The 23,620-nt window shown below is 71.2% G+C and carries 17 protein-coding genes; 5 read left to right on the plus strand and 12 right to left on the minus strand.

Annotated elements, in window-relative coordinates; genetic code table 11:
- Window positions 1-101: 101 nt before the first annotated feature.
- Window positions 102-2,990, minus strand: coding sequence for a vitamin B12-dependent ribonucleotide reductase (locus ABZ854_RS30790; RefSeq protein ID WP_361217318.1), 2,889 nt, complete (start codon window positions 2,988-2,990; stop codon window positions 102-104).
- A 166-nt stretch (window positions 2,991-3,156) separates the two neighbouring features.
- Window positions 3,157-3,708 (minus strand): transcriptional regulator NrdR, encoded by a 552-nt coding sequence (gene nrdR, locus ABZ854_RS30795; RefSeq protein WP_361217321.1) that lies wholly within the window; start codon window positions 3,706-3,708, stop codon window positions 3,157-3,159.
- A gap of 587 nt (window positions 3,709-4,295) precedes the next feature.
- Between nrdR and lexA the strand changes: the two genes are divergently transcribed.
- On the plus strand, window positions 4,296-5,075 hold the full coding sequence (lexA, locus tag ABZ854_RS30800) for a transcriptional repressor LexA (RefSeq protein WP_129306173.1): 780 nt from the start codon (window positions 4,296-4,298) through the stop codon (window positions 5,073-5,075).
- Window positions 5,076-5,249: 174 nt separating this feature from the next.
- On the opposite strand, the gene ABZ854_RS30805 is transcribed toward lexA, so the two are convergent.
- The 3 genes from ABZ854_RS30805 to ABZ854_RS30815 all read right to left on the minus strand — a co-directional run bounded on the left by ABZ854_RS30805 (window position 5,250) and on the right by ABZ854_RS30815 (window position 10,165).
- Window positions 5,250-7,226 (minus strand): ATP-dependent DNA helicase, encoded by a 1,977-nt coding sequence (locus ABZ854_RS30805; RefSeq protein ID WP_361217325.1) that lies wholly within the window; start codon window positions 7,224-7,226, stop codon window positions 5,250-5,252.
- A gap of 266 nt (window positions 7,227-7,492) precedes the next feature.
- Window positions 7,493-8,122, minus strand: coding sequence for a GNAT family N-acetyltransferase (locus ABZ854_RS30810; protein WP_361217436.1), 630 nt, complete (start codon window positions 8,120-8,122; stop codon window positions 7,493-7,495).
- 186 nt (window positions 8,123-8,308) lie between these two features.
- Entirely contained in the window at window positions 8,309-10,165 is a 1,857-nt protein-coding gene (locus ABZ854_RS30815; protein ID WP_361217439.1) for an IucA/IucC family protein, read from the minus strand.
- A 567-nt stretch (window positions 10,166-10,732) separates the two neighbouring features.
- On the opposite strand from ABZ854_RS30815, the gene ABZ854_RS30820 reads away from it, so the two are divergent.
- Both ABZ854_RS30820 and ABZ854_RS30825 read left to right on the plus strand, forming a co-directional pair.
- The gene (locus ABZ854_RS30820; RefSeq protein WP_361217328.1) at window positions 10,733-11,968 is read left to right on the plus strand and encodes a hypothetical protein; all 1,236 of its coding nucleotides are present in this window, start codon (window positions 10,733-10,735) and stop codon (window positions 11,966-11,968) included.
- 138 nt (window positions 11,969-12,106) lie between these two features.
- Window positions 12,107-13,321, plus strand: coding sequence for a hypothetical protein (locus tag ABZ854_RS30825; RefSeq protein WP_361217331.1), 1,215 nt, complete (start codon window positions 12,107-12,109; stop codon window positions 13,319-13,321).
- A 162-nt stretch (window positions 13,322-13,483) separates the two neighbouring features.
- On the opposite strand, the gene hflX is transcribed toward ABZ854_RS30825, so the two are convergent.
- The 6 genes from hflX to miaA all read right to left on the minus strand — a co-directional run bounded on the left by hflX (window position 13,484) and on the right by miaA (window position 21,920).
- Window positions 13,484-14,977: a GTPase HflX gene (gene hflX / locus ABZ854_RS30830; RefSeq protein ID WP_361217334.1), complete on the minus strand. Its 1,494-nt coding sequence runs from the start codon at window positions 14,975-14,977 to the stop codon at window positions 13,484-13,486.
- A gap of 221 nt (window positions 14,978-15,198) precedes the next feature.
- Complete coding sequence (locus ABZ854_RS30835) at window positions 15,199-16,716, minus strand: M1 family metallopeptidase (protein ID WP_361217337.1); 1,518 nt, start codon at window positions 16,714-16,716, stop codon at window positions 15,199-15,201.
- Between the two features lie 187 nt (window positions 16,717-16,903).
- Window positions 16,904-19,099 (minus strand): HD domain-containing protein, encoded by a 2,196-nt coding sequence (locus tag ABZ854_RS30840; RefSeq protein WP_361217340.1) that lies wholly within the window; start codon window positions 19,097-19,099, stop codon window positions 16,904-16,906.
- Between the two features lie 218 nt (window positions 19,100-19,317).
- Window positions 19,318-20,187, minus strand: coding sequence for a diaminopimelate epimerase (gene dapF / locus ABZ854_RS30845; RefSeq protein ID WP_361217343.1), 870 nt, complete (start codon window positions 20,185-20,187; stop codon window positions 19,318-19,320).
- A gap of 185 nt (window positions 20,188-20,372) precedes the next feature.
- Window positions 20,373-20,873: a hypothetical protein gene (locus ABZ854_RS30850; RefSeq protein ID WP_361217442.1), complete on the minus strand. Its 501-nt coding sequence runs from the start codon at window positions 20,871-20,873 to the stop codon at window positions 20,373-20,375.
- A 108-nt stretch (window positions 20,874-20,981) separates the two neighbouring features.
- Window positions 20,982-21,920, minus strand: a complete 939-nt coding sequence (gene miaA / locus ABZ854_RS30855; protein ID WP_361217346.1) for a tRNA (adenosine(37)-N6)-dimethylallyltransferase MiaA — start codon at window positions 21,918-21,920, stop codon at window positions 20,982-20,984.
- Between the two features lie 182 nt (window positions 21,921-22,102).
- Here miaA and ABZ854_RS30860 point away from each other — a divergent pair, with 182 nt between their 5' ends.
- Both ABZ854_RS30860 and ABZ854_RS30865 read left to right on the plus strand, forming a co-directional pair.
- Window positions 22,103-22,387: a hypothetical protein gene (locus ABZ854_RS30860; RefSeq protein WP_361217349.1), complete on the plus strand. Its 285-nt coding sequence runs from the start codon at window positions 22,103-22,105 to the stop codon at window positions 22,385-22,387.
- 24 nt (window positions 22,388-22,411) lie between these two features.
- Entirely contained in the window at window positions 22,412-22,684 is a 273-nt protein-coding gene (locus tag ABZ854_RS30865; RefSeq protein WP_361217352.1) for an antitoxin, read from the plus strand.
- Window positions 22,685-22,788: 104 nt separating this feature from the next.
- Here ABZ854_RS30865 and ABZ854_RS30870 read toward each other — a convergent pair whose 3' ends face one another.
- Complete coding sequence (locus ABZ854_RS30870) at window positions 22,789-23,502, minus strand: class III extradiol dioxygenase subunit B-like domain-containing protein (protein ID WP_361217355.1); 714 nt, start codon at window positions 23,500-23,502, stop codon at window positions 22,789-22,791.
- Between the last annotated feature and the right edge of the window lie 118 nt (window positions 23,503-23,620).

Here is a 23,620-nt window from a genome sequence, read left to right on the forward strand (position 1 = left end):
GCAGGGGCTTGTCGGTGAGGCCGTTCATCTTCTCGACCAGGTGCTCCAGACTGCCATAGGCCGGCGCCCCTCACTTCAACTACTTCAGCAGCGAAGTGTCATCAGCTGCAGCCGCTGGTCGAGCCGCAGCCCTCGCAGATGTAGCAGGAGCCGGCCCGCTGCATCTTCGTACCGCAGGAGAAGCACAGCGGGGCGTCGGCCTGGATCCCCAGCTGCATTTCCACCAGCTCGGCGCTGGTGTGGGCCTGCTGCGGCGCCGGCTTGGCCACCTCGGTCTCGGCCTTCGGCGCGGCGACCGCCTTCAGCTCCTGGGCGCGCGGCGCCGACTGGGCCAGACCCTCGACGTCGACCTCGTCCTCGGAGGGCTCGTAGGAACCGGTCTCCAGGTGGCGCTGACGCTCCTCGGCGGAGTGGATGCCGAGCGCGGAGCGCGTCTCGAAGGGCAGGAAGTCCAGCGCCAGGCGGCGGAAGATGTAGTCGACGATCGACTGCGCCATCCGCACGTCCGGGTCGTCCGTCATACCGGCCGGCTCGAAGCGCATGTTGGTGAACTTCGAGACGTACGTCTCGAGGGGGACGCCGTACTGGAGGCCCACCGAGACGGCGATGGAGAAGGCGTCCATCATGCCCGCGAGCGTGGAGCCCTGCTTGGACATCTTCAGGAAGACCTCGCCGAGGCCGTCGTCCGGGTAGGAGTTGGCCGTCATGTAGCCCTCGGCGCCGCCGACCGTGAAGGACGTGGTGATGCCGGGACGGCCCTTGGGCAGGCGCTTGCGGACCGGACGGTACTCGACGACCTTCTCCACCTTGCCCTCGACGGCGGCGGGCTGCTTGGCCTTCTCCTCCGCGGTGTCCTTCTTCTTGGCGGACAGCGGCTGGCCGACCTTGCAGTTGTCGCGGTAGATCGCGAGCGCCTTGACGCCGAGCTTCCAGGCCCCGTAGTAGATCTCCTCGACCTCCTCGACGGTCGCCGTCTCCGGCATGTTGACCGTCTTGGAGATGGCACCGGAGATCCAGGGCTGGATCGCGGCCATCATGCGGACGTGGCCCATCGGGGAGATGGCGCGCTCGCCCATGGCGCAGTCGAACACCTCGTAGTGCTCGTGCTTGAGACCGGGGGCGTCGATCACGTTGCCGTTCTCGGCGATGTGGGCGACGACCGCCTCGATCTGCTCCTCCTGGTAGCCCAGGCGGCGAAGGGCCTGCGGGACGGTGCCGTTGACGATCTGCATCGAGCCGCCGCCGACGAGCTTTTTGAACTTCACCAGGGCGAGGTCGGGCTCGACACCGGTGGTGTCGCAGGACATCGCCAGACCGATGGTGCCGGTCGGGGCGAGGACGGACGCCTGCGAGTTGCGGAAACCGTTCTTGTCGCCGAGGCGGACGACGTCCTGCCAGGCCTCCGTGGCAGCGGCCCACACCGGCGTGTCCAGGTCGTCCATGCGGACGGCCGTGCCGTTGGCGTCGGCGTGCTGCTTCATGACGCGGTTGTGGGCGTCGGCGTTGCGCGCGTAGCCGTCGTACGGGCCGACGACGGCGGCCAGTTCGGCGGAGCGGCGGTAGGCCGTACCCGTCATCAGGGAGGTGATGGCGCCGGCCAGGGCGCGTCCGCCGTCGGAGTCGTACGCGTGGCCCGTCGCCATCAGCAGGGCGCCGAGGTTGGCGTAGCCGATGCCGAGCTGGCGGAACGCGCGTGTGTTCTCGCCGATCTTCTGGGTCGGGAAGTCCGCGAAGCAGATGGAGATGTCCATCGCGGTGATGACGAGCTCGACGACCTTCTGGAAGCGCTCGGTCTCGAAGGACTGGTTGCCCTGACCGTCGTCCTTGAGGAACTTCATCAGGTTCAGCGAGGCCAGGTTGCAGGACGTGTTGTCCAGGTGCATGTACTCGCTGCACGGGTTCGACGCGGTGATCCGGCCGGACTCGGGGCAGGTGTGCCAGGTGTTGATCGTGTCGTCGTACTGGATGCCGGGGTCGGCGCAGGCCCAGGCGGCCTCGGCGATCTTGCGGAAGAGCGCCTTGGCGTCGACCTCCTCGATGACCTCGCCGGTCATGCGGGCGCGCAGGCCGAACCGGCCTCCGTCCTGGACCGCCGTCATGAACTCGTCGTTCACGCGGACCGAGTTGTTGGCGTTCTGGTACTGGACGGAGGCGATGTCGTCGCCGCCGAGGTCCATGTCGTAACCGGCGTCCCGCAGGACGCGGATCTTCTCCTCCTCCTTCACCTTGGTCTCGATGAAGTCCTCGATGTCGGGGTGGTCGACGTCGAGCACGACCATCTTGGCGGCGCGGCGGGTGGCACCACCGGACTTGATGGTGCCCGCGGAGGCGTCCGCCCCACGCATGAAGGAGACGGGACCGGAGGCGTTGCCGCCGGAGGAGAGCAGCTCCTTGGAGGAGCGGATGCGGGAGAGGTTCAGGCCGGCGCCGGAGCCGCCCTTGAAGATCATGCCCTCTTCCTTGTACCAGTCGAGGATCGACTCCATGGAGTCGTCGACGGACAGGATGAAGCAGGCGGAGACCTGCTGGGGCTGGGGCGTGCCGACGTTGAACCAGACGGGGCTGTTGAAGCTGAAGATCTGGTGCAGGAGGGCGTACGCCAGTTCGTGCTCGAAGATCTCGGCGTCGGCGGACGAGACGAAGTACTTGTGGTCCTCGCCGGCCTTCCGGTACGTCTTCACGATGCGGTCGATCAGCTGCTTGAGGCTGACCTCGCGCTGCGGGGTGCCGACGGCACCGCGGAAGTACTTGCTGGTGACGATGTTGACCGCGTTCACCGACCAGAAGTCGGGGAACTCGACGCCACGCTGCTCGAAGTTGACCGAGCCGTCGCGCCAGTTGGTCATGACGACGTCACGGCGCTCCCAGCTCACCTCGTCGTACGGGTGCACGCCCGGGGTGGTGTGGATGCGCTCGACCCGCAGCCCCTTGGTGGCCTTGGCGCCCTTGGCTCGGGAACCTCGTGCCGGACCGCTCGCCGTCTCTGTCATGCCGCCTCCCTGTACGGGCGAAAACGCCCTGAAGTGCCCCGTTGTTCCCGTGGCACGGTGTTTCTGTCTTGTGTCACGGGCATCCCACGCTGCCGCCCGCAACAGGTCTTCGGTCGCCGCCTCCGGCCGGAGCCCGGCCATGGAACGGCGGTCTCCGGGCCGCCGGTCAGTCGGCGGCGTGGGCGGGCGCGGGGACCTGCGTGGTCCCGCCGCGTCCGCGGTCGTCTTCCTGGCTTCCCGCTCCCGCGTCCTGGTCGTCCGCGGCGGGGTCCCGTGTCGCCCGCCTCAGCTCCGCGATGGCGGCCTCGAAGTCCTCGAGCGAGTCGAACGCCCGGTAGACCGAGGCGAATCGCAGATAGGCGACAAGGTCGAGTTCCTGCAACGGGCCGAGTATGGCCAGTCCCACGTCGTGGGTGGTCAGCTCGGCGCTCCCGGTGGCCCGCACCGCCTCCTCGACCCGCTGGCCGAGCTGGGCGAGTGCGTCCTCGGTGACAGGCCGCCCCTGGCATGCCTTGCGCACGCCGTTGATGACCTTGGTACGGCTGAACGGTTCGGTGACTCCGGACCGCTTCACCACCATGAGCGAGCACGTCTCCACGGTCGTGAAACGACGGGAGCAGTCGGGGCACTGGCGGCGCCTGCGGATCGACGTGCCGTCGTCGGTCGTACGGCTGTCGACCACGCGGCTGTCGGGGTGCCTGCAGAAGGGGCAGTGCATGATCTCCAACCCTCCTCACAGCAGACTCAACAGCCTCGCCAGACCTCAGGGGTCCCGCGAAGCAGGCCTAAGCATAGGCGATCGCGGCGGCCCGGGAGACCCGGGGGCACCTGAGAAAAACACAAGTTCTGGTGCGCGGTAGCCATCCAACCACTACATGTGGTGGATCGGGCCATAGGCGAAGGTGGGCTCGCGTGTCGCGGCCCGAGCACGGGCCCGGGCGGTGTCACGGGCCGCGCCCATGAGTACGTCCGAACACACGGACGCACGACCGTACCCCGGCGACACTTACGGAGATACCGTGGGCGCCGGACGGAGGACGCGTGCGACTCCGGCGCAGAAGGGACCCGGGGACCGGTTGACCGGATTCCGGATGGCAGACTGGGGCGGCGACCCACGAGGTCACCATCCTGGCGGTGAAGAGTACAACAATGGGCGCTTTCGTCCGCCAGGTGCCGCGTCAGCTATACACCCAGACACATCACCGCACCAGGCGAACCGCGGTTTTTCACTCGAACGTGTGTTTGGCGCAACCTTTCGAAAGCAACTACCGTTGTGCAGCAGGGAGACCATCGAGAGGGGCCGACGTGACCACCACCGCAGACAGTGCCACCATCACTGCCCAGGACCGCTCCCAGGGCCGGGTCGAGCCGGTGCATGCGATGAACGAAGCCACGAGTCCGGAGGGGCACAAGCGCTCCCTGCCGGGTCGACCTCCAGGCATCCGGGCGGACAGCTCCGGACTCACGGACCGGCAGCGCCGGGTGATCGAGGTCATCAGGGACTCCGTGCAGCGTCGGGGGTACCCGCCGTCGATGCGGGAGATCGGCCAGGCCGTCGGCTTGTCCAGCACGTCCTCCGTGGCGCACCAGCTGATGGCACTGGAGCGCAAGGGCTTCCTGCGCCGGGACCCGCACCGGCCGCGCGCATACGAGGTGCGCGGCTCCGACCAGAGCGTCTCCGTGCAGCCGACCGACACGGCCGGTAAGCCCGCCGCGTCCTATGTGCCGCTGGTCGGCCGGATCGCGGCCGGCGGCCCGATCCTGGCGGAGGAGTCGGTGGAGGACGTCTTCCCGCTCCCCCGTCAGCTCGTCGGTGACGGCGAACTCTTCGTCCTCAAGGTGGTCGGCGACTCGATGATCGAGGCCGCGATCTGCGACGGCGACTGGGTCACCGTCCGCCGTCAGCCCGTCGCCGAGAACGGCGACATCGTGGCGGCCATGCTGGAGGGCGAGGCCACCGTGAAGCGGTTCAAGCGCGAGGACGGCCACGTGTGGCTCCTCCCGCACAACGCGGCTTATGAGCCGATCCCTGGCGACGACGCGACCATCCTGGGCAAGGTCGTCGCCGTGCTGCGGCGCGTGTGACGGCTGCGGCGGGCGGGCCCCGAAGGCGGCCCGCCCCCTGACCGGGCCCCGGAACCCCTGCGCCGGTTCCGGGGTCCCGTGCTTTTCACCCCAGAGGATTTTCGCCCTGGAGACCGGCCACTTCTTCTCCTGGGCGGTCAGCCCGCCGCAGCGTGACCGCCCAGGAGTACCGCTCTATTCGGCTTCCGCCTGCTTCGCCAGCGCGTCGATCGCCGCCAGCGACTTGCGCACCTGGTTACGGTCCGTGGTGTACCAGAAGTCGGGCAGCGAGGCCTTCAGATAGGACCCGTACCGCGCCGTGGCCAGCCGCTGGTCCAGCACGGCTACGACACCGCGGTCACCCGAGGCGCGGACGAGCCGGCCGGCGCCCTGGGCCATGAGCAGCGCCGCGTGCGTGGCGGCCACAGCCATGAAGCCGTTGCCGCCCGCGTCCTCCACCGCCTTCTGCCGGGCGCTCATCAGCGGGTCGTCGGGCCGCGGGAACGGGATCTTGTCCATGACGACCAGCTGACAACTGGGGCCGGGGACGTCCACGCCCTGCCAGAGCGACAGCGTGCCGAAGAGACAGGTCCGGGGATCGGCGGCGAAGTTCTTGATCAGTTCACCGAGTGTCTCCTCGCCCTGGAGCAAAACGGGGAACTCCGGGATCCTCGTGCGCAACTCCTCGGCGGCGAGCTGAGCAGCCCGCATCGATGAGAACAGCCCGAGAGTACGGCCGCCTGCCGACTGGATCAGCTCGGTCAGCTCATCCAGCATGTCCGCTCGGTCGCCGTCCCGGGCGGGCCGCGCAAGATGCTTGGCGACGTACAGAATGCCCTGCTTCGGGTAGTCGAAGGGCGAACCGACGTCGACACCCGTCCACTGCGGCAAATCCTCGCCGGTCGCGCCTTCGGGACCGAGGCCGAGCGAGGCGCCCACGCCGTTGAAGTCGCCGCCCAGCTTGAGGGTCGCGGAGGTGAGGGCGACGGTCCGGTCCGCGAACAGTTTCTCCCTGAGCAGCCCGGAGACTGACATCGGGGCGACGCGCAGGGACGCCCCGAAGCGGTCGTGCCGCTCGTACCAGACGACGTCCCACTCCGAGCCGTTCAGGACCCGCTCGGCCACGTCGTGCACCGACTCGACCGAGGCCAGCGCCTGTTTGCGGACGGCGTCCTCGTCCTGGACCGATTTGTCGCGGGTCGCGCCGATCGCGGAGATGACCGTGCGAGCGGCGTCCCGCAGGGCCATCAGCGCGTAGCCGAGGTCCTCGGGGATCTCTTCCAGACGGCCCGGGAGGGCCAGTTCCATCACTCTCTCGAAGCCCTCGCTCGCGGTCTGCAGCTGATCCGCCGCCTTCTCGTTGACGAGCTTCGCCGCACGCCGCACCGCGCGGTTGACCTGGCCGGGCGTGAGTTCGCCGGTGGCGACGCCGGTGACGCGGGAGACCAGTTCGTGCGCCTCGTCCACGATCAGCACCTCGTGCTGCGGCAGCACCGGCGCGCCCTCGATGGCGTCGATGGCCAGCAGCGCGTGGTTGGTGACGACGACCTCGGCGAGCTTGGCCCGCTCCCGGGCCAGCTCGGCGAAGCACTCGGCGCCGTACGCGCACTTGGACGCGCCCAGGCACTCACGGGAGGACACCGACACCTGCGCCCAGGCGCGGTCGGAGACACCCGGCGTGAGGTCGTCCCGGTCGCCGGTCTCGGTGTCGTCCGACCAGTCACGCAGGCGGAGCAGGTCCTGGCCGAGCTTGCTGGTGGGAGCGGCGGCCTCGAACTGGTCGAAGAGGCCCTCCTCCTCGTCCTGCGGCATGCCCTCGTGCAGGCGGTGCAGGCACAGGTAGTTGGACCGGCCCTTGAGCATGGCGAACTCGGGGCGGCGGCGGAGCAGGGGGTGCAGGGCGTCGACCGTGCGCGGCAGGTCTCGCTCCACGAGCTGGCGCTGGAGGGCGAGGGTGGCGGTGGCGACGACCACCCGCTCTCCGTGCGCGAGCGCGGGCACGAGGTAGCCCAGCGACTTTCCGGTGCCGGTGCCGGCCTGGACCAGCAGGTGGGATCCGTCGTCGATGGCCTCGGCGACCGCTTCGGCCATGGTCACCTGGCCGGGGCGCTCCGTGCCGCCGACGGCTGCGACGGCGGCATGCAGGAGTTCGGAGAGGGAGGGCTTCGTCATAGCCCGACCACCCTACGGCCCTGGACTGACAAACGGATGGTCGAGCCGGCGTCGGGGGGTGGGATCACGGCCGGTGGCTCCTGCGGGTGGGAGGAGGGCGGACAGGGATGGACGGGGAGTGCGGGCGCCGGTGTGGGCGCCTGTGTGGGCGGACTCGAACCCGCGAGTCGGGGGGAATCCGAAGAATTTTCGTGCATCCGGGAACGGACGCCACCCGTCGCTCGTACTACATGTGACGACGCAATTGCGAAGCGTGACAATAAGTTTCACAGGGCATGGCGCAGGACGCGGTCTCTGACCATGAGGGCGGCCCGCTTGCCGGGCAGGTCGACCTCGGAGTCGAACCGGAATCCCGCGCTCAGGAACGCGGCCACGGAGGGGGTGTTGCGAAGATCGGGTTCCGCTACGACGCGTGCGCAGGCGGGGCGCCGGTCCAGGATCTGGTCGGCGACGGCTCGCAGAAGGGTGGATCCCAGTCGGCGGGCCCGGTGCTCGGCGTCCCCGATGAGGAGGTGGATGCCCGTGTCGTGCGGGCGGGCCGGGTAGTGGCGGGCGAGCGGATCCAGGTCGGCCCGGTAGATCTCCCAGTAGCTCAGGGGGGTGCCGTCCTGCACGCCGAGGCAGGGGACGCTGCGTCCGTCACCGTCGAGTTGCGCCCGCACATGCTTCTCCGTCTCGTTCGGGTGCCCGGCCAGCTCCCAGAACGCGGCGACGGCGGGGTCGTTCATCCAGCCATGGATGAGGGGCAGGTCGCGCTCGACGCGTACCGGCACGAGCTGGAAGGTGCCCATGGGCGTGGGGACGCTCCCCCAGGTGCCGATGTGGTCGAGCAGGTCATCGGTACGGGCGGGCCGGTCCGCTGAGAAGAGCGCGACGAACTCGTCGGGCAGACGCAGGTCCAGGGTGTCCTCGCTGTCCTGTCGGGGACCGAGGCGGTCGGCGTGGAGGGGGGCGACGGAGCCGGAACCGGTGCCGGCACTCGCGTCGGTGGGAAGCACGGTGCGCTCCTCTCGGGCGAAGGAGGAAGGTGAAGGCGAAACGGGCTGTGCGGTGTGGGCCTGTTCGGGTCGGCGGAGGTCGGTTCAGGAACGGAGGGGGTTGGTGAGGGTGACATAGACGGACTGGGTGTCGACCGGGCCGACGAGTTCGTCGAGGCCGTGCAGCCGGGTCAGCAGATTGGCCTTGCAGCGCAGGACAGGTGATTCGAGCAGGCGGCCGGGCAGGGTGGTCCGCAGAGCGGCGGGTCCCGTAGCGAGGTCAGTGAGGAAGCGGCGGAACGCGGCGAGGAGCAGTCGCTCGTCGGTGAGGTGCTGCGAGCCGAACGCGCCGATCAGACCGAACACGTTGTTGATGGCGAGGTAATAGGTGAACCGTTCGTCGGTGACCTCGTCGGAGACGAAGGTGTCGCTGCGGTCGCCGATGCCGGGAAGCCGGGCGTCGAGCGCGGCACGGTGGGACTCGCGGAAGTAATAGCCCTGGTTGTCGCGGTAGCGCCCACCTGCGGGCCAGCCGTCACGGTCCAGCAGGAGCAGCGTGTTCTGCTGGTGGGCCTCGAGGGCGATGCCGGCTTCGCTGTCCAGCCACAGCACGGGGCGGACGACGTTTTCGAGGTAGCGGAGGAACCACTCCGCGGCGACGGTTCCGACGGGACGGCCGGTGCGTGCGGCGAGCCGGGCGACAAGGCCGGCCATTCGGGACGCGTACGGCGAAGTGTGCCGGTGCGTGGACGGGTTGCCGTCCTCTCCAGCGAGGGGCCGGGGTGAGACGAGCCCGGCGACGCAGGTGACGTCGTCGGCTGCGGTGAACGGGTTGTGTCGGATCACTGTGTCGAGTCCGGATACGGGCCGGCCGTCCGGGTCGTCGACGGCGATCCAGGCGGGGTCGCGGACGATGTCGAAGCAGGGGTGGGCGGCCTGCCACTGCCGGCTGAGTCCGGCGCGGAGCAGGCGGTGCACCTCGACCCCGCGGTGGAGTTCCTTGCGCAGGTTCTCCCGGCGGGAGTTGGTGATCCGCAGGCCGAGCGACAGCTTCAGCATCGCGGGGGCGCCGGTTCGGTGGACGGTGCGTACGGAGGAGGTGGGGTGCCAGTGCGGGCCGAAGGGTCCGAGGTCGCGGAGCAGTCCCGAGTCGAGGAGGGAGGCGGTCACCTCCCGGTGCCGGACCTCGCGGGCCTGCCAGGGGTGCAGGGGCAGCGCGGCGCAGCCGTCCGGGAGGGGCAGTCCCGGTCCGGCGAGCCGCTGGGTGAGGTCGGCCGCGGTGACGGGTCGGCCGCGCTCGGTCCAGGCCGAGTCGGTCGCGAGCAGAGAGGGGGCGACAGCCATCCAGTGCAGGGGGAAGGAGCCGTGTGATTCCGGTGAGTAGAGCCGGGCCTCGGTCTCGGTCAGGCCTTCACGGCTCTTGGGGGCCGGGTGCAGCGGGTGACCGAGGAGGAGTGCCTGTTCGGCGCTGAGGAAGAGGTCGGGGCCGTCGGCAGGGTCGGCGCGCCGGTCGCGGATGAAGGTGGTGGTGCGGCGAACGGAGTCGGCCACAGCGGAGACGAGGTCGGCGGCGGGGGCTGACGGGAAGGAGGTGCTGCCTGGCGTCTCCCTACCTGGCGTTTCCCTGCCGAGCAGCGCGGCGAGGGTGACCGCGTCGACGGGCGGGGCCGACTCGGGCGTGCCGGCGAGACGCGGTGACCCGAAGCGGTGCCAGCCGGCGGGGGACCAGTGGTGCACCGGCACGGTCAGGGACGTGCCGGTGGCAGGCAGCGGAATGCGCAGGACGCCGGCGTCCGGCGCGGGGGTGCCGGTCTCCCGTGTCCAGCAGCGGAGGAGGTTCTCGACAGCGGCGGCCTGGGCGGCCCGGTGCGGATCGGGATCGTCGAGGGGGTCGGTGACGAGGCCGGCGGTGACGCCGGTGAGGTGGCCGGCGGTGAGGCGCCCCCGCTGCCCCCGCCCCATCGCTTCCGGCGACCCCTTCTTCTGCTGGGGGACCGACTCGGCGACCGGCGCAGGAGCGGCCTCGTCGGCGGTGATCACCCCTTCCGCGGAGGCGAGGGGATGGCCGTCGGGTGTCGGGGCGGCGGGCAAGACGGCTCCTCGGGGGCTCGGCTGGGGCGGTGTGCGGGGGCGGGTACGGGGGCGCGGTCGCCGCGTCGTGAGTCGGTGGCGGCACCGGACGCCGCGGAGGAGGTGTGGGGGAGGCAGGTAGGAACGGCCCGGCTGTCCCCCTCGCTTTCTCCCCGTCGTCCAGAGGCGAGTTGATGCCTGCTGATGCTTGGGGTCCGCGCGCACGGGCAGCAGGCTCCCCACCCCTACCAACCGCGCGCCGCCCGCCCGGTTACGGGTTGCCTCAAGATCCTTGCCGTGACGGAACCGTTGCCGTTCCGTCGGAAGTCCCCCACAGCGAGCGCATAGTGTGTGAGGCCGTTCCCAGATGGTCGTGGACCGGCGTGAACTCCTCATGAGTTCCCCGCCGATGTCATGACTTCAGCACCGAGTTCCTTTATTCCAGGGGGAGTCACCAGCATGCGATCCATACGTCCGCCGTTCACCGTTCGCCGGGAGAGGGGTGCTTCCCGCAGAACCTCCCCCGTGCTGGCGGCAGTCGCCCTCGCCTCGACCCTGGCGCTGACCGCCACCGCCTGCAACGGCGACGGTGGCAATGACAACGCCGGCGGCGAACCGACCGCCACCGCGACCGCGGCCGGCACCGGTGACGGAAAGATCAAGATCCCGGACGACATCCGGCAGAAGCTCAAAGAGCACGGGATCGACATCGACAAGTGGAAGCACGGGGCCTGGAAGAACTGGGACAAGGACGACTGGCTGCGTGAGGCCAACGACTTCATCAACCCGATCATCAAGGGGCTGTGGGACCCGGACCGGATGCGGCACGCCAACGACCCGGACAAGAAGGTCGACGACAACGACATCTCCGGCGACCAGGGCGTGACGGACCCGACGCCGGCTCCGGTGCAGGCCCAGGCGGTCCGGCCGCCATACCACACCAACGCGGCCGCGTCGGGCAAGGTGTTCTTCGACTCCCCCGAGGGCACGATGGTCTGCTCGGCGACGGTCGTGGAGGACCCGGCGCACCCGGGCAAGTCCAACCTCATCTGGACGGCGGGGCATTGCGTGCACGCGGGCAAGAAGGGCGGCTGGTACCGCAACATCGCCTTCGTGCCCTCCTACAACAACGCGGGCAAGTCGGCGGCGCAGCTGCAGGGTGCCACCAAGTCCGAGGTCGCGCCGTACGGCGTGTGGTGGGCGGACGGGGCGATGACGTCCCAGCAGTGGATCGACCAGGGCGGTGAGACCGGCGGCCAGGGTGCCCCGTACGACTTCGCCGTCATCCATGTGACGCCGGAGCAGGGCAGTGGCGGCAAGTCGCTGGAGGAGACGGTCGGCGGTGCGCTGCCGGTGAACTTCAACGCACCGGCGGTGCCGAAGGTGCGGAAGATGACGGCGTCGGGATACCCGGCGGCGCCGCCGTACGACGGGCAGCTGCTGTACCAGTGCCAGGACAAGCCGGGCCGGCTGTCGCTCAAGAAGTCCGACCCGACGATGTACCGCATCGGCTGCACGATGACCGGCGGCTCCTCCGGCGGCGGCTGGGTGGAGACGGGCCCGGACGGCAAGCCGGCGCTGGTGTCCAACACGTCGATCGGTCCGGTGACTTCGGGCTGGTTGGCGGGTCCCCGCCTGGGTGACGTGGCCAAGGGCGTGTACCAGACGGTCAGCAAGAAGTTCGCCGGGCGCTAGGGTCCGGCCGCGGATCAGCGGGGTCATGGGCGGCGGCGGGGCGTCTGACAGGAACCTTCACCGGCTCGCCGCCGTTCGTCCCCGATCCCACGGGCATAGTGGGGTCTCATCACACGCATCAACGGGGGTCATCGCACCATGCGTTCCACACGTATGTCCTCGGCACGCCGGTCCCGGCGCGGCCGCGCCGTCCTCACCGCGACCGGCCTGGTCGCCGCCCTGGCACTCACCGCGACCGCCTGCGGCGGCTCGGGCGGCGACAAGGCGAGCGACCAGGCGGGAGCCGGAGCGGGAGCCTCCCGGGCCGCCGACGCCGGCGGCAAGGCCCGGATTCCGGCGGGCATCACGGACAAGCTGAAGAAGCACGGCATCGACGTCGACCAGTGGCAGCACGGCGGCTGGAAGAACTGGGACAAGGACAAGTGGCTGAGCGCGGCCCAGGACTTCGTCAACCCGGTGATCGACGGGCTGTGGAAGCCGGAGCGGATGAAGTCCGCGCAGGAAGCGAACAAGACGGTCTCGGCGAAGGACGCCTCCGCCGATCAGGGCGTCAGTGATCCGGAACCACGGCCCGTGCCGGCCGCGGCGGAGAAGACGCCGTACCACCGGCACGCGGCTCCGGTGGGGAAGGTGTTCTTCGACTCCCCGAAGGGGCCGATGGTCTGTTCCGGGACCGTGATCAAGGACGTCAACCATCCGGGCAAGTCCAACCTGGTGTGGACGGCGGGGCACTGCGTGCACGCCGGTGGGAGCGGCGGGTGGTACCGCAACATCGCGTTCGTGCCGTCGTACAACGACCTCGGCGAGTCCGCCTCCCAGCTGGCCCATGCGACGGCCTCGCAGGTCGCCCCCTACGGCACCTGGTGGGCGGACTGGGCCTCCACCTCGAACCAGTGGATCCGGGGTGGCTCGGAATCGGGCGGCGCGGGTGCGGCGTACGACTACGCGGTACTGCACGTGAAGCCGGAGTCGGGTTCGAAGTCGCTGGAGGAGACGGTCGGCGCGGCCCTCGACGTCGACTTCTCGGCTCCGTCCGCGACCGAGGTCGGCAGCATGGGTGCCTGGGGCTACCCGGCGGCGCCGCCGTACAGCGGGCTGAAGATGTTCAAGTGCCTGGACCGGCCCGGCCGGCTCTCGCTGAGCCCGTCCCTGCCGACGATGTACCGGATCGGCTGCACGATGACCGGCGGCTCCTCCGGCGGCGGCTGGTTCCGGGTGCTGAACGGCAAGACGGTCCTGGTGTCGAACACGTCGATCGGCCCGCTGGACAACACCTGGCTGGCGGGCCCGCAGCTGGGCACGGAGGCCGAGGGGCTCTACCAGAACATGAGCAGGACGTACGGAGGCCGCTGAACAGCGGCGCCCACGCGCCCCGGGACCGGCGACCGGCGACCGGCGACCGGCGACCGGCGACCGGGGCAACGTGAGAGCGAAGGCCCGCCGTCCTCCAGGGGACAGCGGGCCTTCGCCCTGCGTTCGTTCGGCCGGGCCGTTCAGCCGCCGGCCGGGCCGGTGTCAGGCCGCGGGCGCCGGCGCGTACGGCGCCAGGTCCGAGGCGAGTTCCGCGTGCACCCGGACCTTGAGCAGGGTGCCCTCCGCGGTGTGCTCCTCGGAGATCACCTCGCCCTCGGCGTGGGCGCGCGCGACCAGCTTGCCCTGGGTGTACGGCACGAGCGCCTCGATCTCGACGGCCGGCCGGGGCAGCTCGTCGTCGATCAGCGCGCGCAGCTCGTCGAGGCCCCGGCCGGTGCGGGCCGAGACGGCGATGGAACGCTTCTCGATCCGCATCAGCCGCTGCAGGACCAGCGGGTCGGCGGCGTCCGCCTTGTTGATCACGACGATCTCGGGCACGTCGGTCGCGCCGACGTCCCGGATCACCTCGCGCACAGCGGCGAGCTGCTCCTCCGGGTTCGGGTGCGAACCGTCCACCACGTGCAGGATGAGGTCGGAGCCGCCGACCTCCTCCATGGTGGAGCGGAACGCCTCGACCAGGTGGTGCGGCAGGTGCCGGACGAAGCCGACGGTGTCGGCCAGTGTGTAGGCCCGGCCCGTCGGGGTCTCCGCCCGGCGGACGGTCGGGTCCAGGGTCGCGAACAGCGCGTTCTCGACGAGGACGCCGGCGCCCGTGAGCCGGTTCAGCAGGGAGGACTTGCCGGCGTTGGTGTAGCCCGCGATGGCGACGGACGGCACCTTGTTGCGCCGTCGCTCCTGGCGCTTGAGGTCACGGCCGGTCTTCATCTCCGCGATCTCCCGGCGCATCTTCGCCATCTTCTCGCGGATCCGCCGCCGGTCGGTCTCGATCTTGGTCTCACCGGGACCACGGGTGGCGAGGCCGCCGCCCTTGCCGCCGCCCATCTGCCGGGACAGCGACTGACCCCAGCCGCGCAGCCGCGGCAGCATGTACTGCATCTGCGCGAGCGCGACCTGCGCCTTGCCCTCTCGGGACTTGGCGTGCTGGGCGAAGATGTCGAGGATCAGAGCCGTACGGTCGATGACCTTGACCTTGACGACGTCTTCGAGGTGGATGAGCTGGCCGGGGCTCAGTTCACCGTCGCAGATGACGGTGTCCGCGCCCGTTTCGAGGACGACGCCGCGCAGTTCCTCGGCCTTGCCGGAGCCGATGTAGGTGGCCGCGTCGGGCTTGTCGCGGCGCTGGATGACGCCGTCGAGGACGAGCGCGCCCGCGGTCTCCGCGAGGGCGGCCAGCTCCGCGAGGGAGTTCTCGGCGTCCTGCGCGGTGCCGGTGGTCCACACGCCGACGAGCACGACCCGCTCCAGGCGGAGCTGCCGGTACTCGACCTCGGTGACGTCCTCCAGCTCGGTGGAGAGCCCCGCCACGCGGCGCAGGGCCGCGCGCTCGGAGCGGTCGAACTGGTCGCCGTCCCGCTCGCCGTCGATCTCGTAGCTCCAGGCGACGTCCTCTTCCATCAGGGCATCGGCCCGGAGACCCTCGGGGTGGCTGTGCGCGAGGCGCTTGGTGTCCTGGGAAGGGGAAGAAGAGGAGGTCATTGGATCCTTACGTCGATGGGAATACCGGTGCGCGTGGGGCCGTCGGCATACGTCGCGGCGCGTCACCGCGCCGGTCCTGAGAGCCCCCGCTCAGGAGGGACAACGCACGGGTACCCAGGAAGATTCCCGCATCCCGTGCCGCCCAACCCGACGATGGTCGCACGGCACGTCCCGTCCCGTCATCGTGTTATCGCGCTGTCCCACGGGCCCGCGTCACCGTGTTATCGCGCGGTCCGGCGCTTCGCCGCCTTGGTCGGCGGGTCCGACTTCCAGTCCGGGTGGCCGGGCATCGGCGGGGTCTTCGCTCCGTACAGCCAGGCCTGGAAGAAGCCGGTCAGGTCGCGGCCGGCGATGGCCGAGGCGAGGCGGACGTAGTCCGCGGTGCCTGCGGTGGAGTCCCGGTACTGCTGGACCCAGGCCCTCTCCAGGCGCTCGAAGGCGGGCCGGCCGATCTCCTGCCGCAGCGCGTAGAGGGCGAGCGCCGCGCCGTCGTAGACGTTCGACCGGAAGATGCCGATCTTCTGGCCGGGCGCGGGCGGCTTGGGCCGGGCGGGCGGACCGCCGGCGGCGCGCCAGCCGTCGGAGGCGCTGTAGGCGGCCTTCATACGGGCCTCCATCGGGTGGTGCGACTTCTCCTCGGCGTACAGGGCCTCGTACCAGGTCGCGTGCCCCTCGTTGAGCCACACGTCGGACCAGGTGCGGGGGCTGACGCTGTCGCCGAACCACTGGTGGGACAGCTCGTGCACCATGATCGACTCGACGTACCACTTGGGGTAGGCGGGGTCGGTGAACAGGTCCTTCTCGAACAGGGACAGCGTCTGCGTCTCCAGTTCGAACCCGGTGGACGCCTGGGCCATGATCAGGCCGTACGTCTCGAACGGGAAGGGGCCGACCTTGCTCTCCATCCAGGCGATCTGGTCGGGCGTCTTGGCCAGCCAGGGTTCCAGGGCCTTGCGGTCGGCGCTGGGGACGACGTCCCGTACGGGCAGCCCGTGGGGTCCCTCGCGGTGCGGTACGGCCGAGTGGCCGATGGACACCTGGGCCAGTTCGGTCGCCATGGGGTGCCGGCTGCGATAGGTCCAGGTGGTGGAGCCGCCGGCCCGGTCGGCGCCGGCCGGGAGTCCGTTCGCGACGACGGTGTAGCCGTTGGGGGCGGTGATGTGGAAGGTGAACATCGCCTTGTCGGACGGGTGGTCGTTGCACGGGAAGACCAGGTGGGCGGCGTCGGCCTGGTTGGCCATGGCGAGGCCGTCGGAGGTGCGCACCCAGCCGCCGTCCTCGCCCTTGGCGGGCCGGGGGTCGCTGGTGTGCTTCACGGTGATCGTGGTCCAGCTGCCGAGCGGCAGCGGGTCCTCCGGCGTGACGACGAGGTCCTCGCCCGCGCTGGTGAAGTCCGCCGGGTGTCCGTCGACGTCGACGGACTCGACGGTGCCGTGCGCGAAGTCGAGGTTGAGGCGGTCCAGCTCGGTGGTCGTCCGGGCGTTGATGGTGGTGACGGCCTGGAGCGGCTTGTCGTTGGTGCCGGGATAGGTGAAGGAGAGGTCGTACGACGCCACGTCGTATCCCGGGTTGCCCAGGTACGGGAAGAGCCGGTCGCCGATGCCGAGGGGCGCGGCGGGGGCGCCGGCGGCGAGGAGGCAGACGGAGACGGCGGAGGCGAGCAGGGCCGTCTTGCGGTGCCGGGTGGTCCGGTGCCGGAAGGACGCGAGGCTCGTGCGCAGGCGGGGGGTGAGCGGCATGGACCACCGCTACCAGCGCGCGCGGCCGCCACGTGGGCGACGCGCGCTCGTCCCACCCGAACGGGTAGCTCCGGGACGCCGTCTTCCGCAGGGCCCGTCGGCCGGCACCCCTCGGGCCGGTGCGGGGCGCTGACGTGCGGCGGGCCGGCCGTTGCTCAGGAGGCCGGTGCCCGGTGCCGGGCGCCGCTCAGGAGGCCGGTGCCTGGTGCTGGGCGCGGCTCACGTCGTACACGCCGGGGACGTCGCGCATCGCGCGCATGAGGGCGGGCAGGTGGGCCGCGTCGGGGAGCTGAAGCGTGTAGGTGTGGCGGACCCGCTGCTCGGTCGGCGGCTCGACCGTGGCGGAGACGATCTCAGCGCCTTCCAGGGCCATCGCCTCGGTGAGGTCGGCGAGCAGATGGGGGCGGCCGAACGATTCAGCGACGAGGGTGACCCGGCATGCGGCCGTCTCCCCCCAGCGCACGCCGACGTGTGCGCGCCCCCGGCTCGTCATGTGCTCCACTGCCGTGCACCGCAGGCGGTGCACGGTCACCACTCCCCCGCGGACGGCGAAGCCGGTGATCTCGTCGGGCGGTACGGGCGTACAGCACCCGGCGAGCCGTACGACGGCGCCGGGAGGGTCGACGAGGACATCGGCGCCGCGGGGGCGGCCCGCGGGAACACCGGCGGGTGGGCGTACCGACGGGGCGCTCGTACCGTCGTGGACCCCGGCGTGCGCGCCGGCGCGACGGGTCGCGGTCGCGGTGTCGGTGTCCGTGGGGGTCTCCGGTTCCTCCGCTCCCGCCGGATGCGCGGCGATCCAGCGCTGGATGGCGATGCGGGCGGCCGGGGTGTGGGCGTGCTCCAGCCACTCGCGGGAGGGTTCCGAGGCCGGGTCCTGGCCCATGATGAGCTGGACGGTGTCGCCGTCCCGCAGGACGGTGCTGAGGGTGGCAAGGCGGCCGTTGACGCCGGCTCCGATGCACGCGTGCGCGTCCTCGCCGTACTGCGCGTACGCGGCGTCCACGCAGGTGGCGCCCTCGGGCAGGCCGAGGGTGCCGCCGTCGGGCCGGAAGACGGTGATCTCGCGGTCCTGGGCCAGGTCCTCGCGCAGGGTGGACCAGAAGGTGTCGGGATCGGGCGCCGCCTGCTGCCAGTCGAGGAGGCGGGAGAGCCAGCCGGGGCGGGTGGGGTCGGCACGCTCGCCGTCGGTGGGGTCGTCGGCCCCGGGGGCGTACGGGTTGCCGAGGGCGACGACGCCCGCCTCGGCGACCTTGTGCATCTGGTGGGTGCGGATGAGGACTTCGGCGACCTGTCCGTCCGCGCGGGCGACGGCGGTGTGCAGCGACTGGTACAGGTTGAACTTGGGTACGGCGATGAAGTCCTTGAACTCCGAGACGACCGGCGTCATGCAGGTGTGCAGCTCGCCCAGCACGCCGTAGCAGTCGGCGTCCTCGTTCACGAGCACCAGCAGGCGGCCGAGGTCGGCGCCGCGCAACTGGCCCCGTTTGCGGGCCACGCGGTGGACGGAGACGAAGTGGCGGGGGCGGATGAGCACCTCGGCCTGGATGCCGGCGTCCCTGAGCACTCCGCGCACGTCGTCTGCGATCTCCGCGAGGGGGTCGTCGGGCCGGGCGGTGTTCTCGGCGATCAGTTCTCTCGTGTGCGCGTACTCCTCGGGGTGCAGGATGGCGAAGACCAGGTCTTCCAGTTCGGTCTTCAGGGCCTGCACGCCCAGGCGTTCGGCGAGCGGGATGAGGACGTCCCGGGTGACCTTGGCGATCCGCGCCTGCTTCTCCGGGCGCATCACGCCGAGGGTGCGCATGTTGTGGAGGCGGTCGGCGAGCTTGATCGACATCACGCGCACGTCGTTGCCGGTGGCGACGAGCATCTTGCGGAAGGTCTCCGGTTCGGCGGCGGCTCCGTAGTCGACCTTCTCGAGTTTCGTCACACCGTCGACTAGATAACGGACCTCCTCGCCGAATTGTTCCCGCACCTGATCCAGGGTCACGTCGGTGTCCTCGACGGTGTCGTGGAGCAGGGAGGCCGTCAAGGTGGTGGTCTCGGCGCCCAGTTCGGCGAGGATCAGGGTCACGGCGAGCGGGTGCGTGATGTACGGCTCACCGCTCTTGCGCATCTGGCCGCGGTGCGAGGACTCGGCCAGGACGTAGGCGCGGCGCAGGGGTTCGAGTTCGGCGTCGGGGTGGTGCGCGCGGTGGGCCTCGACGACATGGCTGATGGCGTCGGGCAGTCTGGTGCGGGCGGTGGGCCCGAGCAGCGCGGCCCGGCCGAGCCGGCGCAGGTCGATCCGGGGCCGGGACTTCCTGCGGGCCGCGGTAGGCACCGCGGACGGCGAGGGCGCCACCGGGCCGGGATTCGCAGGGTTCGTGGCCTCCGCACTCATGGGCACCTCCGGCTCGTGGACCGGCGGACGGGGCCCCGAGGGCGTGCGCGGCTCAGGGATGGCGACGTCTCCCCCGTCCGTGCCGGTGCTTGATGCTACCGAGCTCACCACGCCCGACCGACCGCCTCTCGCCGAGCGTGAAACGGATCACCCATTCGAGCGACGGTCAGGAGGTTTGGGATGTGCGCCATGTGCCCTGCGATCGGCAGGACTTTCGGTCAGCGCAGTACGCCCGCGAGCCACTCGGCGTCGATCTCGCCCTCGGCGACGATCACGGCGGGGCCGGTCATCTCGACCTCGCCGTCCGGGCGTTCGGTGATGACGAGCCGTCCGCCGGGCACGTCCACGGTGTACGTCGCCGGGGTGCCGGTCGTCGCGGGATCGGCGCCGTCACGCCGGGCCGCTGCCACGGCGACGGCGCACGCGCCCGTGCCGCACGAGCGGGTCTCGCCGGAACCGCGCTCGTGCACGCGCAGGGCGACGTGGCGGGGGCCGCGGTCCACGACGAACTCGACGTTCACCCCGTCCGGGTAGGCGTCGGCCGGGCTGAAGGGGGGCGGGGAGAGCAGGTCGCCGGCGTGCGCGAGATCCTCGACGAAGGCGACCGCGTGCGGGTTGCCCATGTTCACGTTGCGGGCGGGCCAGCTGCGCTCTCCGACACGCACCGTGACGCCCCCTTGGGGGAGGCGGGCGCGGCCCATGCCGACGGTGATGTCACCGTCCTTGGCGATGTGCACGGTCTTCACGCCCCCGCGCGTGGCGATCGCGAGGTCTCCCTCGGTGGCGTGCCCCGCGTGCTGGAGGTAGCGCGCGAACACGCGTACGCCGTTGCCGCACATCTCCGCGACCGAGCCGTCGCCGTTGCGGTAGTCCATGAACCACTCCGCCTCGGCCGCCATCCCCGCGGCCTCCGGGTGGGCGGCGGACCGCACGACGTGCAGCACCCCGTCGCCGCCGATACCGGCGCGGCGGTCGCACAGGGCGGCGACGGCGGCCGGGGTCAGGTCGAGGGCGTTCTCGGGGTCCGGAACGATCACGAAATCGTTCTCGGTGCCGTGCCCCTTCAGGAACGGGATGCGGGTGCTCATGCCTCGATCGTACGGGGTCGCTCCGCTCGGGTCGGCCGAGGGACGGGGACGCCGGAGGGGGTATTTGGGGGGGCTGAGGCCCGGAGGTTTCGGTGCGCGTCCGTCGTCGCTTGTCGCGCCCACGCGGCGGAGCCGCATATCAGACACAGCCCCGCGCCCCTTTGGGGCGCTTCGCGTGCGCTGGGTCAGCGGAGGCGGGCCACTCGCCAGACCGCGAGGGTGGCTGCGAGGGCCACGAGGAGGACGTAGGCGAGGATGACGCGCCAGTCGGGGCGACGGCCTGAGCCTCGGGCGGGCAGGCCGGGGAGGCTGTAGCCGACGCGGCGGGCCGCCATCATGCCCCAGCCCGCGGCGCAGGAGCAGATCAGCAGGCCCAGCATGGCGATCACCGCACCGCTGTCGCCGTCGAAGGCGAGCGGGAAGGCGAACATCAGGGAGCCGACCGCCGCCAGGCCCACGATCGGCGCGAGCTGCCAGATGCGCAGTCGGCGCTGGGGACGCAGCTCGACCTCGACCTCCGGTCCGCCCGCGTACATCTCCTCGGGCTCGGGACCGTCGTCGGTCACGCCGTCGGGCGTCTCCTCGGGCCCGTCGTCGACCAGACGGTCACCGCTGTGTTCCGGTTCGCCGTCGCCGGTGCCGATGTCTTCGGCACTTGGTGCGGTGTCACGAGGGCCGGCCTCCATCGCCACGCGCCCTCCCAACTAGGACTCCACTTGGTCGATCGAAGCTCGATGATGGCACGGCACCGAAGGCGGCGATGACCGGCGGCGCATCCCGATGCCATGACGTGATCAGGCTGTGACCGGTCGTTCGAGCAACGACAATGCCAGCCGCGGAAGTTCCCCTCGGTGGGCGGCCGCCCCACTCAGCCAGTGCACCCGGGGGTCGCGCCTGAACCATGAATCCTGACGGCGCGCGAAGCGCTTGGTGGCGCGTACGGTCTCGGCCCGCGCTTCCTCCTCGGTGCACTCCCCGGCGAGCGCCGCGAGCACCTGCTGGTAGCCCAGGGCGCGCGACGCCGTACGGCCCTCCCGCAGCCCGCGCGCCTCCAGGGCGCGCACCTCGTCCACGAGCCCCGCCTCCCACATCCGGTCGACCCGCAGCGCGATGCGCTCGTCGAGTTCCGGCCGGGCCACGTCGACGCCGATCTGGACGGTGTCGTACACGGAGTCGTGGCCGGGGAGGTTGGCGGTGAAGGGGCGGCCGGTGATCTCGATCACTTCGAGCGCCCGGACGATACGGCGGCCGTTGCTGGGCAGGATCGCGCGCGCGGCGTCGGGGTCGGCGGCGGCCAGCCGGGCGTGCAGCGCGCCGGAGCCGCGCAGCGCCAGCTCCTCCTCCAGGCGGGCCCTGACCTCGGGGTCGGTGCCGGGGAACTCCAGGTTGTCGACCGCGCCGCGGACGTACAGTCCGGAGCCGCCGACCAGGATCGGCCAGCGGCCCTCGGCGAGCAGTGCGTCGATCCTGGCGCGGGCGAGCCTCTGGTACTCGGCGACCGAGGCGGTGACCGTCACGTCCCAGATGTCCAGCAGGTGGTGCGGGATGCCTCCGCGTTCCTGCGGCGTCAGCTTGGCGGTGCCGATGTCCATCTCCCGGTAGAGCTGCATGGAGTCGGCGTTGACGACCTCGCCGCCGAGCCGCTGGGCCAGGAAAACGCCCAGATCGGACTTTCCGGCCGCGGTGGGTCCGACGACGGCGATGACGCGGGGGGCGGGGGGTGCACTGCTCACCGCACCAGTCTCGCAAACCTCCCGACCCCACCTCGAACGAGTTACGTGACGTGACGCGTTCCTGGTCGTTGCCCGTGGCGAGGTGCCGTCTGCGGGTTTCGCCAGGCGGTGACCCGGGCGGCGCAACCGGACGCACCGCGTAACGCGGGATTTCGCCCGCACGAGTACCGTATGGAGTTGATATGGGCGTTTTTGCACGGCTCTTCGGCAGGTCGAAGGCACCGGAGGAGGGACCGGAGGAGGCCCCGGCCGCCGAGGCGGAGACCGTCGCGGAGTCGGCGGCCGCCGGGGCGGAGGACGTGGTTCAGGCGGCGGAGACGGAGAAACCGGCCGAGGACGCGCGTGAGGACGGGGCGGCGAGGACGGAGGCCGTCGAGCCCGGCGCGGCCGATGCCGCCGAGATCCCCAAGCAGCAGTCCGCCGAGGAGGCCGCCGACAACGAGACCGGCGAGGGCGCCCGCACGTAACTGTCCCGCGAGGGAAGGTGGACCATGGGTCTCTTGGACAACATGAAGGCCAGGCTCGTCCCGGCCAAGGACAAGGTGTCGGACCTCGCGCGCCAGCACGGCGACAAGGTCCAGCACGGGCTCGACAAGGCCGCCAAGGCGGTCGACGAGCGGACCAAGGGCAAGTACAGCGACAGGATCCAGGCCGGCACGGGCAAGGCCAAGGACGCGATGGACCGGCTCGCCCACAAGGACGAAACCGGGCCGGGCGACCCCATGACCCCCACCCCGCCGGAGGGCCCGCCGCCCACCTCCTGAGCAGCGCGCGGCATGCGGAACGGCGGACGGCCACGGAGCAGTAGAGCTCCGCGGCCGTCCGCCGTTCCGTGCCTCCCGCGCGTGGGGCCTGCGGGGCCGGACCGTCAGGACCAGCCGGCGACCAGGTATCCCACTCCGTAGGGCGCGTCGTCGTACAGCAGCGCGCCGCCGAGGCCCGCGCCCTCGGCCGCTCCGGCCAGGACCTGCCAGGGCGCGCGTCCGGAGGCCTTCAGCTCGTACGCCAGCTCCGCGTCCAGTGCCCGTACGGCCGCCAGGTCCGCCGCCCCCAGCGCCCGCGCGGCGTCGGCGTCGAAGGGGGCCGCCCGCTCGTCGAGGTAGCCCGGCGCCTTCACGGTGCGGCACGCGCTGCCGTCGCCCATCACCAGCAGCGCGACCCGTGCGGCCCTGGTGGCGAGAGACCGGCCGGCCTCGACGCACCGCTCCGGCGCGAGCGGTTCCCCCACGCCGAGTCCCTCGATCGGGGCGTCCGCCCAGCCGGTCCGCTCCAGCAGCCATGCGGCGACGGCCAGCGAGGGCGGCAGCTCACGCTCCGGAACGACGTCCGTGGCCGCGCCAAGCCGTACGTCGAGGTCGACGCCGAAGCCCCGGAAGGAGCCCGGCGTGCCCTGCGGATGGGGCCCGCGCGCGGGCTGCTCCGCCGGGCCGACGACCACGAGCAGGTCGGGACGGGCCGCGGCGAGCACGCCGAGCGCGTCCGAGCACGCCGCGCGCGCGGCGTCCAGTTCGGGTGCGGCGCCCGCGGCGACCTCGGGCACGAGCAGCGGCGGGCAGGGGCAGACAGCGGCGGCGACAAGCATGATCCGCAGGGTAGCTCCGGTCTACGACGGAGTGTTACTCCCTGTGGGCAACTCCGGACGGGCAACTCCGGACGCGACGGAGTGTCACCCCCCTGGAGCGAGCCCGGGTGCGGACCTC

This window comes from Streptomyces sp. NPDC047028 (assembly GCF_040644095.1).
In the GTDB taxonomy this organism is placed as follows: domain Bacteria; phylum Actinomycetota; class Actinomycetes; order Streptomycetales; family Streptomycetaceae; genus Streptomyces.